A 14,091-nucleotide genomic window follows, 5' to 3' on the forward strand; every position below is an offset into this window, starting at 1 on the left:
GGTTTCGGCAACCTCCGGCGACCGGGTACGCAGGCCGCCAGTCCTGCGCCCTCGTCGTGGCATTCCACGCGCAGCCGCCCCGACGAACACTCCGGAGCCCTCACCCCCCGGGCCAGCAGCCCACCCGCCTCCATGCTGGCGCCGCGAGCGGCCCTGGGCACGGCCCCCGCCGCCTTGCGATGGGGCGGCGAAGCGCCCCTGGAGCAGCACCAGATCCAGCAGGCCGCCTACCTTCTGGGTGTCCAGGTCGTCGAAGGCGGCCTCACCAGCCCGAGGCGGTGGGCCGCCGCCGGGCAGACCGTGCACGACGTGCGCTCGCTGCTGAAACACGGCCGAGGGAACGTCCTGGCCGACGATGCCCCATCGGGCGGGCACAACGGCATCGGATCGTCGGTGGCGGCACGGGAACCCGACTACGAGCGCGGCCTCGCCGTCGCCGCGGTCATGGGCGCGGCCGTCTGCGACCAGCATGCCGGCCTCGCCACCCTGCTTCACGCGCCCCACATGGCATCCGGCGAGCGGATGGCGACAGTCAGCGCCTCCGTGAACCTGCACAGGCCCGCGGAGCAAGGCGAAGAACGCGTACCCGGGAGCGCCCACACCTGGAGTGAGCTGCACCGCGATTCGGACGAACAGCAGGGGGGGAAGTCGGCCATCGTGATGGACCCCTGGGCCAACGGCCCGGCCGTTCGATTCAAGGACAGCGCCTGGAGGCGGGTCGCCAAAAAGATCGATGACTCCCTCGACAGGGAAGAGGCCGCACAGGGCAAGCAGCTCATCGAGAACCTCGTTCCCCACGCGCACCCGGACCAGGACGAGGACATCGCCCGCACGCTGAACCTCAAGCGGCGCAAGCCCACGGATTGGGACAAATACGCCGAGGCCCAGGTGGTGTCCCGGAAGTTCGCGAAAAAGGTCCGCGAGAACCTGTCGGCCCTCCCACTGGAAGAGCAGAAGGCGATGGCCTCCCGGATCGTCCAGGACACGTATGGCCTGGCCCCGGGCACGGCGGCCCACCGCGAGGCGGTCCGGTCCGTGCTGGAAGCGGCGCAGCATCTGCAGCGGCTGCCCCGCCCCGCGGTCGTGCCTCCGGCCGGTTGATCAGGCCAGCGTGCGCGCCAGCGCCTCCAGCTGGTCGATGCAGAGGTTCCAGCCCACGTGGAAGCCCATGGCCTCGTGCCGGTCGCGCGTGGCGCGGTCGGGGTGCATGGCGGTGGCGGTGTAGCGCGTGCCCGCGCCCTCGTCGGCGAAGGTGACCACCACGGTGGAGGGCAGCCAGGACGTGGCGGGCCGCCAGCCGCCCACCATCAGCGAGGTGGTGACGATCCGCTCCTGCGGCACCACGTCGAGGAAGCAGCCGGGGTTGTCGCTGGTGCCGCCGTCGGGGCCCTGCATGAAGGTGTGGAAGGCGCCGCCGGGCCGCAGGTCGAAGGCGCGCACCTCGGTGGTCCAGGGCCGGGGGCACCACCACTGCGCGAGCAGGGCGGGATCGGTCCAGGCGCGCCAGAGGGCGGCGCGCGGCGCGGCGAGCACGCGCGAGATGGCGAGGTCGTGCGCCTCGGCGGCGGGTGAAGGTGCGGGAGCGGTGGTCATGCGCAAGGGCCTTTCGCGTTCGGAATCGGAGCGCGATGTATAGGCCGCTTCGCGCGCGCCGGCAAGCGGCATGACCCGAGGGGCCCCCGGAACGCGTTCACGATCTCAGCTCGCCGCAGCCGGCGGCGGCGGCAGCTTCTTCTTGAACGCGCCCAGCGCCAGCGCCGTGACCCCCGAGCCCGCCGCGATCGCCGCCGCGTAGAGCAGCACGTGGTTCACCGCGTTCGGGATCGCCAGCACGAACACGCCGCCGTGCGGCGCCTGCAGGCCGATGTTCCAGGCCATCGAGAGCCCGCCCGCCACGGCCGAGCCCAGCACGCAGGCCGGGATCACGCGCAGCGGATCGCGCGCCACGAAGGGGATGGCACCCTCGGTGATGAAGGCCAGCCCCAGCACGGCCGAGGCTTTCGACGCCTCGCGCTCCTCCGCCGTGAAGCGGCTGCGGAACAGCCAGCAGGCGATGGCGATGCCCAGCGGCGGCGTCATGCCGGCCGCCATGGCGGCGGCCATCGGGTTGGCCACGCCGCTGGCGATCAGCGAGGTGGAGAACACATAGGCCGCCTTGTTCACCGGCCCGCCCATGTCGAAGGCCATCATGGCGCCCAGCACCACGCCCAGCAGCACGGCGCTGCCGGTCTGCAGGCCCTTGAGCCAGTCGGTGAGCCCGCCCATCACGGCGGCCATGGGCGTGCCGATCACCATCATCATGAGCACGCCCACGATGGCCGCGCCCAGCAGCGGCAGCAGCAGCACGGGCTTCAGGCCCTCCAGCCCGCGCGGCAGGCGGATCAGGCGGTTGAGCCCGTGCACCGCGTAGCCGGCGATGAAGCCCGCCGCGATGGCCCCCAGGAAGCCCGCGCCCACGGTGCCCGCGAGCATGCCGCCGATCATGCCCGGCGCGATGCCCGGCCGGTCGGCGATGGAATAGGCGATGTAGCCGCCCAGCGCCGGCAGCATGAGCGCGAAGCCCGCCTTGGCGCCCACCTGGAACAGCACCCAGCCCAGCGTGCCCTTGTGCGCGTCGTCGTAGACGTAGATGCCGCCCAGCGCGAAGGCCAGCGCGATCAGCAGGCCGCCCGCCACCACGAAGGGCAGCATGAAGGACACGCCCGTCATCAGGTGCTTGTAGGGGCCCGCGGCCTCGCGCTTCGTGGGCGCCGCAGACGAGGCCCCGGCGGCGGGCGCCGGCCCGTCGCCGCGCCACACCGCCGCGCGCGCGCGGGCCTCGGCGAACACGGCGGCCGCGTCGTGGATGGCGGCCTTGGTGCTGGTGGCGTGGAGCCGCTTGCCCGCGAAGCGGTCGCGGTTGACCTGGGTGTCGGCCGCGATCACCACCAAGTCGGCGGCGGCGATGTCCTCGGCCGTGAGCGCGTTCTGCGCGCCCACCGAGCCCTGCGTTTCCACCCGGATGGCGTGGCCCAGCGCCTTCGCGCCCTGCTCCAGCGCCTCGGCGGCCATGAAGGTGTGGGCCACGCCCGTGGGGCAGGAGGTGACGGCGACGATGCGCAGCGGCGCAGCGGGTGCGGCGGGCGCATCGGGCACGGTAGCCGGCGGCGGCGCGGATGCCCTGGCGGGCGCCGCCGCCGGCACGGGCGCGCCCGCGAGGGCCAGCGCCGCGCGCACCACGCGCTCCGCGTCCGCGAGCACCTCGGCCGGCGAGGCCTCGTGCACGGGCGCGGCGGCGGTGCCCAGCAGGTCCTGGCGGTCCACGTCCATGTCGGCGGCCACGATGGCCGCCCGGGCGCCCGCGAGCTCGGTGTCGCTGAAACCGCCCTGCGCCCCCAGGCTGCTGTGCACGCTCACGGCGATGCGGTGGCCGAGCGATTCGGCCGCGGCGCGCAGCGCCTCGGCCACCATGAAGCTGTGCGCCGGGCCGGCCTGGCTCGCGGCGATGGCGATGAGTTGGGCCATGGTGTCTTTCTCCTGTGTTGCTTTACAGCGGCAGCGGCGTAGCGGTGATCGCCGCCGCCAGCGCATCGACCTCGGCGCGCGGCGGCAGGCCGGGCGCGATGCGCTGGATGCGCGCGGCCGCGCAGGCCATGCCGAAGGTGGCGGCGCCGGGCATGGCGGCGCCTTGCGCCAGCGCCGCCAGGGTGCCGGCCACGAGCGCGTCGCCCGCGCCCACCGTGGTGGCCACGGGCACGCGCGGCGCGGCCGCATGCCAGCAGGCATCGGCCGTGGCGATGACCGCGCCCTCGCCGCCCAGCGACACGGCCACCTGCCGCACGCCGTGCCCCTGGCACAGCGCGCGCGCGGCGCCGGCCACGTCGGCGAGCGTGGGCAGCGCATGGCCGGCCAGCTCCTCCAGCTCGGCCCGGTTGGGCTTGGCGAAGGCCACGGGCACCGGCGCGCCGCGCGCGGGGTCGGCCAGCGCGCGCAGCAGCGCGCCCAGCACCGCGCCGCCGGTGTCGATGGCGAGGTGCGCGCCCTGCGCGGCCAGGGCCCGCGCGAGGCGCTCCCACACGCCCGCATCGGCGCCGGGCGGCAGGCTGCCGGCCAGCTCGCACCAGTCACCCGCGCGCACCCGCGCCCGCAGCGCGGCCGCCAGGCCGGCCTCGGCGCGCGCCAGCGCCTCGGGCGCGAGGGCGATGCCGGGCAGGTTGATGTCGGTCGAATCGCCGCGCTGCGCGTCGGCGATCTTGATGTTGGTGCGCGTGGCGCCGGGCAGGCGCAGCATGCCGTCGCCGATGCCGCGTGCGGCGAAGGCGGCGGTGAACACGCCGTCGTTGTCCGCGCCCAGCCAGCCCGTGGCCGTGACCGGCACGCCCAGGGCCGCCAGCACCGCCGCCACGCCCACGCCCTTGCCGCCGGCCTCCACCTGCTGGCCCAGGGCGCGGTGCACGCCACCGGGCACCAGCGCCGGCACGCGCACCGTGTGGTCGATGGCGGGGTTGAGCGTGACCGTGAAAACATGCACCCGAGAGGTCTCCACCATGGCTCAGGCCCTCCTTTCAGAGCCCGGGAGGCTCCACGTCGCCGCGTTTTCTACATAGTTTGCTATGTTTTTTATAGCGATATGCATCCTGGCCCCCGCGTTCATTCCGAGGCCGGGCGCAGCGCGGCGCCCAGGGCGCGCACCTCGTCGGCCGTGTCCACGTCCAGCGCGCGGTGCGCCAGCGCCTGCAGCTCCGCCAGCGAGTGGCGGCGCAGCAGCGCCTTCACGCCGCCGATGTCGCCGGTGCTCATGCTCAGCTCCTGCACGCCCAGGCCCGCCAGCAGCGCCGCGCCCAGCGGCTCGCCCGCGAGGCCGCCGCACACGCCCACCCAGCGGCCGTGCCGGCGCGCGCCGGCCACCGTGCGCTCCACGAGGCGCAGCACCGCCGGGTGCAGGCTGTCGGCCATGCCGGCCAGCTCCGGGTGCTGGCGGTCCACCGCCAGCGCGTACTGCGTGAGGTCGTTGGTGCCGATCGAGAAGAAGTCCACGTGCGCGGCCAGCCGGTCGGCGATCAGGGCGGCCGAGGGCACCTCGATCATGATGCCCACGGGCACGGCGGGCGCCCGCAGCTCGGCGCGCACCGCCTCCATGCGGGCGCGCAGCGCGTGCACCTCCTCCACCGTGCTGATCATCGGGAACATCACCTGCAGCGGGCCATGGGCCGCTGCGCGGTAGAGCGCGCGCAGCTGCGGCACCAGCAGGTCGTCGCGCCTGAGCGCCAGGCGCGCGCCGCGCACGCCGAGGAAGGGGTTCTCCTCCACCGGCAGGTCGAGGTGCGGCACGCGCTTGTCGCCGCCGATGTCCAGCGTGCGCACCACCAGCGGCCGGCCCGCCAGCGCCTCCACCATGGCGCGGTAGGCCGCGTACTGCGCCTCTTCGTCCGGCACCGTGTCGCGCTCCAGGAACAGGAACTCGGTGCGCATCAGGCCCACGCCCTCGGCGCCGGCCTCCAGGGCCTTGGCGGCCTGGTCGGCGCGGTTCACGTTGGCGGCGATCTCCACCGTGTGGCCGTCGGTAGTGGTGGCGGGCTCGCGGCGCGTTCGCGCCTCCGCCTCCTGGCGGCGCGCGAGGCGGGCGATGCGCTCGCGCGCCTCCACCAGCGCCGTCTCGCTGGGCGCCACGTAGAGGCGCCCCCGGTAACCGTCGAGGATGGCCACGGCGCCGGCCAGGGCCGGCCCCACCGCGCCCTCCTGCCCCGGCAGCACGCCCGGGCCCGCCGCCACCACGGCCGGCAGGCCCAGCGCGCGCGCCAGGATGGCCGTGTGCGCCGTGGGGCCGCCGCGCGCGGTGCAGAAGCCCCGCACCCGCGTGGTGTCGATCTGCGCCGCCACCGAGGGCGAGAGGTCGTCGGCCAGCAGGATCGCGTCCTCGGGCCACGCGGCCTGGGCCCCGTCGCCGCCCGCCTCCTCGCCCCGGCCCAGCAGGTGGCGCAGCACGCGCTCGCCCACGTCCTGCAGGTCGGCCGCGCGCGCGGCCAGCGTGGCATCGGGCAGCGCGCGCTGCGCGGCCACGCGCTCGTTCATGGCATGGCGCCAGGCCCACGCGGCGCCGTGGCGCTGCACCACGGCGCGGCTCACGGCCTGCAGCAGCCCGGCGTCCTGCAGCAACCCCTGGTGGGCCGCGAAGATGCCCGCCTGCTCGGCGTGCCCGGCCGCGCGCGCCCCGGCGGCCAGCCGCTCCAGCTGCGCCAGCGCGGCGGCCAGCGCCCGGTCCAGCGCGGCGGCCTCGGCGGCCACGGAGGTGAAGCGGTCCTCCACCTCCAGCGCCGTGCCGCCGGCGTGCACCAGCGTGCCCAGCACCAGCCCGGGGCTGGCGGCGATGCCGGTGATGGTGTGGCGCGCCGCGGGCTGCCAGTCGCCCAGCTCGCGGCCCAGGCCCTGGGCCTGCGCCTGCCGCGCGGCCGACAGCTCGGCCTGCCGGCTCTCTTCCTCGCCCAGGCGCACGATGGTGGCGTGCAGCGCGGCCAGCGCCGCCGGTGCATCCGGCCCCTGCGCCGACAGCCGCAACTGCGCCCCGCGCCCCGCGCCCAGACCCAGCAGCGCGGCCACGCTCTTGGCATCGGCCACCGTGTCGCCGCAGCGCACGTGCACCCGCGCCTGGAAGCGCCCCGCCGCGCGCGCCCATTCGCCGGCCGGCCGCGCATGCAGGCCGCCCGGGTAGTTGAGCGACAGCTCCCGGCCCAGCGGAAAGTCTTCCAGCGCCGCCTGCGCCGCGCCGCCCGCATCGCCCGCCGGCGCATCGGCGGTGAGCGCGCGCACGATCTCCTGGGCATCGGCGGTGGTGGCCAGCCGCTGCATCAGCGCGCCGTCGCGCATCACGCGCGTGAGCCGGCGCAGCACCTGGATGTGTTCGTCGGAGGCGGCGGCGATCGCCACCACCAGCCGCGCCTGCTTGGCGTCGTCGCCCCAGCGCACGCCCGCCGGCACCTGCAGCACGGCCAGCCCCGTGCGGCGCACGAGGTGCTTGTCCTCCACCATGCCGTGCGGGATCGCCAGCCCCTCGCCCAGGAAGGTGTTGGCCACCTTCTCGCGCTGCAGCAGGCTCTCGACGTAGGCGGGCTGGATGTGGCCGGCCTGCGCCAGCAGCGCGCCGGCCGCGCGCACCGCGTCCTCGCGGTTGTGGGGGGCCGCGCCCAGGCGGACCTCGACCGGAATGGTGGACATGGGCGTGTCTCCTGCAAATTTGGTATCGATTTCAACGGCGATTATCGAACGGCGATCCGCGCACGGGCAAGCCAGCGGCCCCCAGTCTCCTGGGACGTATCGGGAAAATACCTAGAAAAACCGGGCCCGTCACACTCCATTCCCCGCGATCGGCCATCGACACCAACCCGCCACCCCCGCGCTCCAGGCCTGGGCATTCACCGACTTGCATGGAAGATCATGGAATCGTTACCATTCTTGTCAGGCACCCGGCGCAGGGGTTTTCGAGTCCCCCGCGCCGGGTGCCCACCCCGCTTTTTTCCCTTCCCCCCGCCCCCAGCCCAGGAGCCCGGATTGGCCAGCATCAAGGACGTGGCGCAGCGCGCCGGCGTGTCCACCACCACCGTCTCGCGCGTGCTCACCACCCCCGACGCGGTGCGCGCCCCGCTGCGCGAGCGCGTGGAACAGGCCATCGCCGACCTGGCCTACCGCCCCAACCTCGCCGCGCGCCGCCTGCGCCAGCGCCGCGCATCGCTCGTGGGCCTGATCGTCTCGGACATCCGCAGCCCCTTCTTCACCGACGTGGGCCGCGCCGTGGAGGACGTGGCCTACCGCCACGGCCTGCGCCTCATCCTCTGCAACAGCGACGAGAACCCCGCCAAGGAGCAGTCGTACCTGGAGCTGATGGCCGACGAGCAGGCGAGCGGCGTGATCCTCTCGCCCACCATGGAGGGCCTCAGGCGCCTGCGCCCCGAGGCCTGGCCCTTCCCGCTGGTGCTGGTGGACCGCGCGCTGGAGGGCAGCCGCGTGGACCGCGTGGTGCTGGACAACCACGCCGCCGCGCGCCGCGCCACCGAGCATCTGCTGCAGTCGGGCTACGAACGCATCGCCCTGCTGGCCGGCACCCACAGCACCACCGGCCAGCAGCGCCACGCCGGCTACGCCGAGGCCCTGGCCGCGCACGGCCTCGCGCCCCACCCGCACTGGGTGGCCCCCACGCGCGAGGCCGGCGAGCACGCCACCGCCCGGATGCTGGCCAGCGCCGCCGACCGCCCCGACGCCCTGCTGGCCACCAACGGCCTGCTGCTGCTCGGCGCCCTGCAGGCCGTGCAGGCCGCCGGCCTGCGCACCCCGCACGACATCGGCATCGCCGGCTTCGACAACAACGACTGGACCGCCCTGCCCGCCATCGACGTCACCGCCGTGGCCCAGCCCACCTACGACATCGGCCGCACGGCGGCCGAGCTGCTACTGCAGCGCATGCAGGACCCGGCGCGGCCGGCGCGGCGGGTGGTGCTGGAGGGCGAGCTGGTGGTGCGGGGGTCGAGCGCGGGGCGGGCGGCACGCGCGCGCGGGCCGCTCGTCACGCCTTGGGCCGGAACGTGATCACCATCTCCGGCGGCACCCGTGAAACACGCCGGACCGCGCCCAGCACGGCATCGTCCCAGTCCTTGTTGCCGCTGGGCCGGCTGAGCCGATGGCTCTCGATGACGCCCTGGGCATTCATCCGCAGGGTCACCTCGGCCACGGGGTTGCCCGCAATGGCGTCCTGGACCCGGATGTGGGGCCGGAACGTGTCGCGCACCGACTGCGCGTAGTCGCGCGGCCTGGCCGCACGCACGGGCGCCGGGTCGGGCGACAGCGTGAACCGGATCGGGATGCGGTAGCTGCCGGCGACGGGGCGCCCCATGCCGTCCCTGGCGGGCACGAAGGCGGCATCGCGCACCGCGGCCAGCGCCGCGTCGTCGAGCTCCTGGAAGCCCGAGCCTTGCCCGATGCTGGCATGCCGGACCCGGCCATCCGCCCCGATGGTGGCGGACACGACCACGCGCCCCTCGTGGCCCAGGCGGCGGGCGACCGGCGGATAGGCCGGCCTGAGCGGTGCGGCCAGGGAGGCATGGACCGCGGGCACCGCCGCGGCCGAAGCCCCCTGCCGCGCCGACCCCAGGTCCCCGAGGCGGGGGCTGTCAAAGGCCGACGTATCCGTAAAACGCAGCCCCGGGGCAGAGCCGCCCGCCCGGCCCGCGGCGGGATCGAAAAGCGGCGCGGTGCCCGAGGAGGCAAGAGGGCCGGAGGCCTGCGGAGCCACCGGCGCGCCGGTGCGCGACGGCGCGCTGCACATGCCGATGAAAGCAGAGCACATCAGTGCGGCCAGGAGCATCCAGGCCCTGCGCACGCCCACCGAAGCGGTGCCCGCCTTCGAGGGGTCAGGCGGCAAAGGGGGGGTGTAGGCCAGCCATCGGCGCCACCGGGGAATGGCCTGCGCCCAGCCCTGCCAGCGCTCCACATTGCCGACATCCGTGATGACGTGCAGCCAGTGCGGGTAAAGCCGGCGCAGGCGCTCCGCCACGGGCCACTGGCGCAGCAGCGCCGAGGTGCGCGGGCGCCGGCCATCCCGCAGGCGCCGGATGACATCCCGCTGCGGAAGGCGCTCCCGGTTCGGCAGGCTGTCGTAGAAATCCAATTCGTCGATGGCCGCCGAGATCACGGCGCCGGCACGCCCGAAAGCCGCCAGGCGCCCACGGTCCTCATGCCAGTCGAAACAATCCATGGCCGGCCCGAACAGGTACTCGTGGCCCGGCCGCCAGCCATCGGCCAGCAGCGCCGCCACGCCGCCCTCGAAGAGGAATCGGGCATCCATGTCGATGAGCCGGTCGCCGTCCAGCGCCTGCTTCAGCCAGGCCAGGACCTCCGCGTGGGTACCGAGCCGCCCCTGCGCCAGTTGCTCGCGCAGCGCCTCGAACACTTCACGGGCCGATTGCTCCGAAGCCCGTGCCGCCTCCTGCCGCCCCGCCACGTCGGCGGCGGGCCGGGGCCCTGCAGCGGCACCCGCGCCCACGCCAGAGCCCGAGCCAACCTCGGCGGCCGGTGCATCGCCCGCGCGCTCCTGGCGGCCCTCCGCGCCCTCCGGCACCGCGGCGCGGCCCTCGTGCGGCGGCGCCTCTGCGCCGGCAGGCTCCGGGCCGGCCTGCGGGCCCTGGCTGGCGAACCAGTGCATGGCCATCTCATAGGCCTGGCGCAGGGCCTGGAACCCGCCGGGATCGTTCTCCTGATCGATCTGCTTGAGCAGGCGCGAATACGCCCTGCGGATCGCACGGTCATCCGCCGTCGGATCGAGTCCGAGATGGGCGAGGAAAGGCGGCAACATCGAAGCTCCTCGGTTCAGCGCTCTTCGTCGCCCAGCACGGCGCCCGTGCGCTCCAGGTGCGCCAATTGCGCCTCCAGGCGCGCCCGGGCCTGGGCCGCGACGCGGGTGTCCTGCGTGGCCAGTCCCGACTCGAACTGCAGGATCTGCTCCGCCAGCCACTCCCGGGCCGCCCCGCGCAACTGCGAGTAGATCCGCTCGGCCTGGGCCAGCACGGTGCGGTTCTCCAGCGCGTCGCGCGGGTGGATCTTCAATTCGCTCATGGCCGCCAGCCGCTCGCGGATCTCCTCGTCCGTCAGCAGGCCGGGATTGCCTTCGATGACCACGCCGAAGGTCTTTTGCGTGCTGGGCACGGTGGCCTCCACCTGCAGCAGGCCATTGACGTCGTAGCTGAAGCGCACGTCCACGGAGGACTCCTCGGGACCGCCTCCCGGGAGCTCGATGCGCAGGTCTCCCAGGTGGACGTTGTCGCGGACCATGCGCGACTCCCCCTGGTAGATGCGCAGATCGATGAAAAGCTGGCCCGCGGCGCTGGGAAGGTAGCTTTTCATGCGGCTGACGGGCACCGTCGTGTTCCGCTCGATGATCGGATCGAAGTGGCCGTGCGTCGAACTGCCGTCGGGCATGCGCTTGCTCACCGCCACGCCCAGGGAATAGGGAGACACATCGGTCATCACCACTTCCTTGAGCGCGGCGTCCTTCGCCTTCAGGCCGGCCTGGATGGCGGCCCCCAAGGCAACGACCTCGTCCGGGTTGAAGTCGATCGCGGGGAACCGGCCGAACATCGTGGTCACCAGCCGCCGGACCATCGGCATGCGCGTGGCGCCACCCGCCAGCACGATGTTGTCCAGCATGGCACTGCGCAGGTTCGCATCCCGCAAGGCGCGCTCGACCGGCAGGCGCAACTGCTTGAGGAGGGCGGCGCAGGCGTGCTCCAGCATGGCCTCGTCCACCTCCATCGACAGCACCTGCCCTTCATGCTCCACCGAAAGCGTGGCGCGAGGATGCTCGCTGAGCGCCCGCTTCGCCCGCTCGGCCGCCGCCACGAGCCGCTGCATGAAACGGCTGTCCTTGCGCAAGGAGGCCGGCGGCGCCACGCGTTCGAAGAACAGGTTCAGCAAGGCCTGCAGAAAGTCTTCGCCGCCCAGGAAGTTGTCGCCCGCCGAGGCACGCACTTCCATCACGCCCTCGAACATCTCCAGGATGGAGACGTCGAACGTTCCCCCGCCCAGATCGAAAACGAGGAACCGGGTCTCGGTGTCGCGCTGGTGCAGTCCGTACGCGAGGGCCGCCGCCGTCGGCTCATTCAACAGCCGCTCGACCCGCAGCCCCGCCAGCGCGCCGGCAGCGCGCGTCGCCTTGCGCTGCGCATCCGAGAAATAGGCCGGCACCGTGATGACGGCCTCCTCCACCGGCTGCCCCAGGAACGCTTCGGCGTCCGCCTTCAGTGCGCGCAAGACCAGCGACGACAACTCCTCCGGACGGAACGCGCGGCCATCCAGGACCAGCGTCTTGTCGCTGCCCATGTACCGCTTGAAATTGGCGGCCGTCCGCTCCGGATGGGTCTGGAGCCGCTCCCTGGCCGCACGCCCCACCAGCACGGTGCCGTCCTCGTCCAGACTGACACACGACGGGGTCAGTGTCTCCCCCATGGCATTGGGAACGAGGACGGCCCGACCGTCCTTCCACACAGCGACCAGGCTGTTGGTCGTGCCCAAATCAATACCGACGATCATCTGCTTTCTCCGCTTCGCTTGCCACCGCGCATCATAGGTAATATTTGGTTACGAATGCGCAGCCTGGGGCCTCGGAGGCGCTGCGGAAGGCGGGCCCGGGGAAGCTCGAAGGCCGTCAGGTCAGCGGCCCACGGCACCCGGGCGTGCGCGGGCGCTGCGCGGCCCGTTCATGGCTGCCGCCCGGCAGGCACGCCCGTTTCGCGCGCCTGCGCATCCACCCACTCGCGGCTTTGCCCCTGCACGCACCATGCGGGGTTGCGCACCCAGTCGCTGAACCACAGCGTCGGCTGGCCTTGCAGCACGTCGCAGCGGGAGTAGCCCCACTGCGGCAGGAAGTGGTTCTGCAGCGGGCGGGCGGTCACCAGCGCAGAAAGCAGCACGACCAGCGCTGCTGCCGTCGTCCAGGTCAAGGCCCGCCCCAAAAGCCGGTGGATGGCCTTGCCCCAAGGAATCGCATTCAGGATCGCGGCCAAGGAACCGACGAAGCAAATGACCACGATGAACGGATACACGACCGATACCGGCGTGATCCGGACCATGGGTGCCAGATCCCGCAGCCGCTGGATGGTGGGAAGGAGGTCATGGGAAATCATCCAGAGAGCGCCGAGGCCCATCCACAGGGTCAGGGGGATGCTCCAAGCGAGCGTCTTTCTCATCTGGCGCAAGTTGTCGTGCATGAGGTCGATCCTGGCGAATTTTTCTCAGTACTTTCTGCAACCGATGGGACAGAGCCAGTCGGTCAGTTCACGGTGAATCTTCGTACCCGCCTCCGATGCTTTCTGTCGCACAGCTTCCACCGACTCATCCCACCACGAGTCCACCCGCGTGTTCACGAAGTAAAGCCCTTGGGCCGTCTGGTCCGGCAGCTTCTTCAAAGTTTGGATCACCCATGCCTTGATCTTGTATTCATTGTCGAGCGCGTTGAAATAGGCGCTGGCACCAAACACCACCACCGCCATCACACCCAGTGGAACGACGGCCACGGTAACCGCCATGCCCAACGTCGTTGCCGCCCCATACGCCAGCAGTGAGGCCAAACCTCCCTTCACCGCCTCCACCCCGATACCGCCCACCAGGTCGTACATGGTCTTCTCGTCGTTCATCAGGTACTCCAGCACCTCGACGCCGGTCGAGATGACAAAGCCGAGGATGAATCCCCCCTTGGCCACATCCTGCAGGCCCTTCATGCCCAGGCCGAGTTGCACCATCCGGGGATGGCTCGCGAGATACCGCGTGCCCGTCAGGCTCGCCCGCAATCCCGGCCGGCCCTTGATGATGATGAACGTGCCGCGCGGCGTGCGCTTCACGTAGCTGGCCGCGCCCGCGATGCCGATGGCCTGCATGGTCTTGGCGATCAGCAGCGCATCGTTGGCGGCGGAACCCGAGGGAACCAGCCACGGCTGGCCGAGGTTGGGGCTGACGGTATCCCTCCAATAGCGGCCGAACGAGGTGTTCGACAGCATCTGGCGCAGGTTCGCTTCAAGGCGCCGGTCGTGCCGCGCCTTGTCCTGCAGGATGGCGACGTATTCCTCGGGCGTGAGCACCAGCACATCGGCCTGGTTGCGCGACATGGACTGAGCGATGGATTGGGCATGGCCCGCGTTGAACAGGGTCGCGGCGATTTGCGCGCTCATGGTTCCTCCCCTTCGGCTGTTGAGATGGCGCCGATTCTGGGAAGGGGGTCAAGATGCTCAAAGGCGTTGAGAACGTGTTTACGATCTTCTGAGTAGCAGAGCCAGAAACGCCAAGTGGACGAACTGTAAGCTGGTGTTGAGCCATCGCTCACAGTTCTTCCATAGCCGCCGATTCTTGTCCAGCCAAGCAAAGCTGCGCTCAACCACCCAGCGCTTGGGCATGACCTTGAAGGTGTGCAACTCGCTTCTCTTGGCGATCTGCACCGTCACATGCTCACCCAGGATGTCCTTGACGCCTTGCGCGAAGGGCTCGCCTGTGTAACCGCTGTCCGTCAGCACACTTTGCACCCGCCCCAGCGAGCGCTTGCAGCGCTTGAAGGCCGCAAGCGCTCCCTTGCGATCAGTC

General features: G+C 72.3%; 11 protein-coding genes. 2 read left to right on the forward strand and 9 right to left on the reverse strand.

Going from position 1 to position 14,091, the window contains the following annotated elements; genetic code table 11:
- Positions 1–132: 132 nt before the first annotated feature.
- Positions 133–1,101 carry a type III secretion protein gene (locus AX018_RS12560; protein WP_111877624.1) on the forward strand — a complete coding sequence of 323 codons (969 nt, stop codon included), beginning with the start codon at positions 133–135 and terminating at the stop codon, positions 1,099–1,101.
- Here the strand turns inward: AX018_RS12560 and AX018_RS12565 are convergent, their stop codons facing one another.
- The 4 genes from AX018_RS12565 to ptsP all read right to left on the reverse strand — a co-directional run bounded on the left by AX018_RS12565 (position 1,102) and on the right by ptsP (position 7,191).
- Positions 1,102–1,593: an SRPBCC family protein gene (locus AX018_RS12565; protein ID WP_111877637.1), complete on the reverse strand. Its 492-nt coding sequence runs from the start codon at positions 1,591–1,593 to the stop codon at positions 1,102–1,104.
- 105 nt (positions 1,594–1,698) lie between these two features.
- On the reverse strand, positions 1,699–3,504 hold the full coding sequence (locus tag AX018_RS12570; protein WP_111877625.1) for a fructose-specific PTS transporter subunit EIIC: 1,806 nt from the start codon (positions 3,502–3,504) through the stop codon (positions 1,699–1,701).
- Positions 3,505–3,526: 22 nt separating this feature from the next.
- Positions 3,527–4,528: a 1-phosphofructokinase family hexose kinase gene (locus tag AX018_RS12575; RefSeq protein WP_111877626.1), complete on the reverse strand. Its 1,002-nt coding sequence runs from the start codon at positions 4,526–4,528 to the stop codon at positions 3,527–3,529.
- 101 nt (positions 4,529–4,629) lie between these two features.
- Positions 4,630–7,191, reverse strand: coding sequence for a phosphoenolpyruvate--protein phosphotransferase (gene ptsP, locus AX018_RS12580; RefSeq protein ID WP_111877627.1), 2,562 nt, complete (start codon positions 7,189–7,191; stop codon positions 4,630–4,632).
- Between the two features lie 333 nt (positions 7,192–7,524).
- Here ptsP and AX018_RS12585 point away from each other — a divergent pair, with 333 nt between their 5' ends.
- Positions 7,525–8,556 (forward strand): LacI family DNA-binding transcriptional regulator, encoded by a 1,032-nt coding sequence (locus AX018_RS12585; protein ID WP_111877628.1) that lies wholly within the window; start codon positions 7,525–7,527, stop codon positions 8,554–8,556.
- Here the strand turns inward: AX018_RS12585 and AX018_RS12590 are convergent.
- From AX018_RS12590 to AX018_RS12610, 5 genes are all read right to left on the reverse strand, one after another.
- Positions 8,534–10,318 carry a TonB family protein gene (locus tag AX018_RS12590; RefSeq protein ID WP_111877629.1) on the reverse strand — a complete coding sequence of 595 codons (1,785 nt, stop codon included), beginning with the start codon at positions 10,316–10,318 and terminating at the stop codon, positions 8,534–8,536. The genes AX018_RS12585 and AX018_RS12590 overlap by 23 nt on opposite strands.
- Before the next feature lie 14 nt (positions 10,319–10,332).
- On the reverse strand, positions 10,333–12,051 hold the full coding sequence (locus AX018_RS12595; RefSeq protein WP_111877630.1) for an Hsp70 family protein: 1,719 nt from the start codon (positions 12,049–12,051) through the stop codon (positions 10,333–10,335).
- A 167-nt stretch (positions 12,052–12,218) separates the two neighbouring features.
- The gene (locus AX018_RS12600; RefSeq protein WP_111877631.1) at positions 12,219–12,728 is read right to left on the reverse strand and encodes a hypothetical protein; all 510 of its coding nucleotides are present in this window, start codon (positions 12,726–12,728) and stop codon (positions 12,219–12,221) included.
- 24 nt (positions 12,729–12,752) lie between these two features.
- Positions 12,753–13,685: a hypothetical protein gene (locus tag AX018_RS12605; RefSeq protein WP_111877632.1), complete on the reverse strand. Its 933-nt coding sequence runs from the start codon at positions 13,683–13,685 to the stop codon at positions 12,753–12,755.
- A gap of 78 nt (positions 13,686–13,763) precedes the next feature.
- The coding region (locus tag AX018_RS12610; RefSeq protein WP_146749212.1) for a transposase at positions 13,764–14,091 on the reverse strand (328 nt) is incomplete at its 5' end.

This window comes from Paracidovorax anthurii, from assembly GCF_003269065.1.
Taxonomy (GTDB): Bacteria; Pseudomonadota; Gammaproteobacteria; order Burkholderiales; family Burkholderiaceae_C; genus Paracidovorax; species Paracidovorax anthurii.

Excerpts from the sequence above, each read along its gene's own strand:
- AX018_RS12560 (WP_111877624.1), top strand. The coding sequence starts at position 133 with ATGCTGGCGCCGCGAGCGGCCCTGGGCACGGCCCCCGCCGCCTTGCGA.
- AX018_RS12565 (WP_111877637.1), bottom strand. The coding sequence starts at position 1,593 with ATGACCACCGCTCCCGCACCTTCACCCGCCGCCGAGGCGCACGACCTC.
- AX018_RS12570 (WP_111877625.1), bottom strand. The coding sequence starts at position 3,504 with ATGGCCCAACTCATCGCCATCGCCGCGAGCCAGGCCGGCCCGGCGCAC.
- AX018_RS12575 (WP_111877626.1), bottom strand. The coding sequence starts at position 4,528 with ATGGTGGAGACCTCTCGGGTGCATGTTTTCACGGTCACGCTCAACCCC.
- ptsP (WP_111877627.1), bottom strand. The coding sequence starts at position 7,191 with ATGTCCACCATTCCGGTCGAGGTCCGCCTGGGCGCGGCCCCCCACAAC.
- AX018_RS12590 (WP_111877629.1), bottom strand. The coding sequence starts at position 10,318 with ATGTTGCCGCCTTTCCTCGCCCATCTCGGACTCGATCCGACGGCGGAT.
- AX018_RS12595 (WP_111877630.1), bottom strand. The coding sequence starts at position 12,051 with ATGATCGTCGGTATTGATTTGGGCACGACCAACAGCCTGGTCGCTGTG.
- AX018_RS12600 (WP_111877631.1), bottom strand. The coding sequence starts at position 12,728 with ATGCACGACAACTTGCGCCAGATGAGAAAGACGCTCGCTTGGAGCATC.
- AX018_RS12605 (WP_111877632.1), bottom strand. The coding sequence starts at position 13,685 with ATGAGCGCGCAAATCGCCGCGACCCTGTTCAACGCGGGCCATGCCCAA.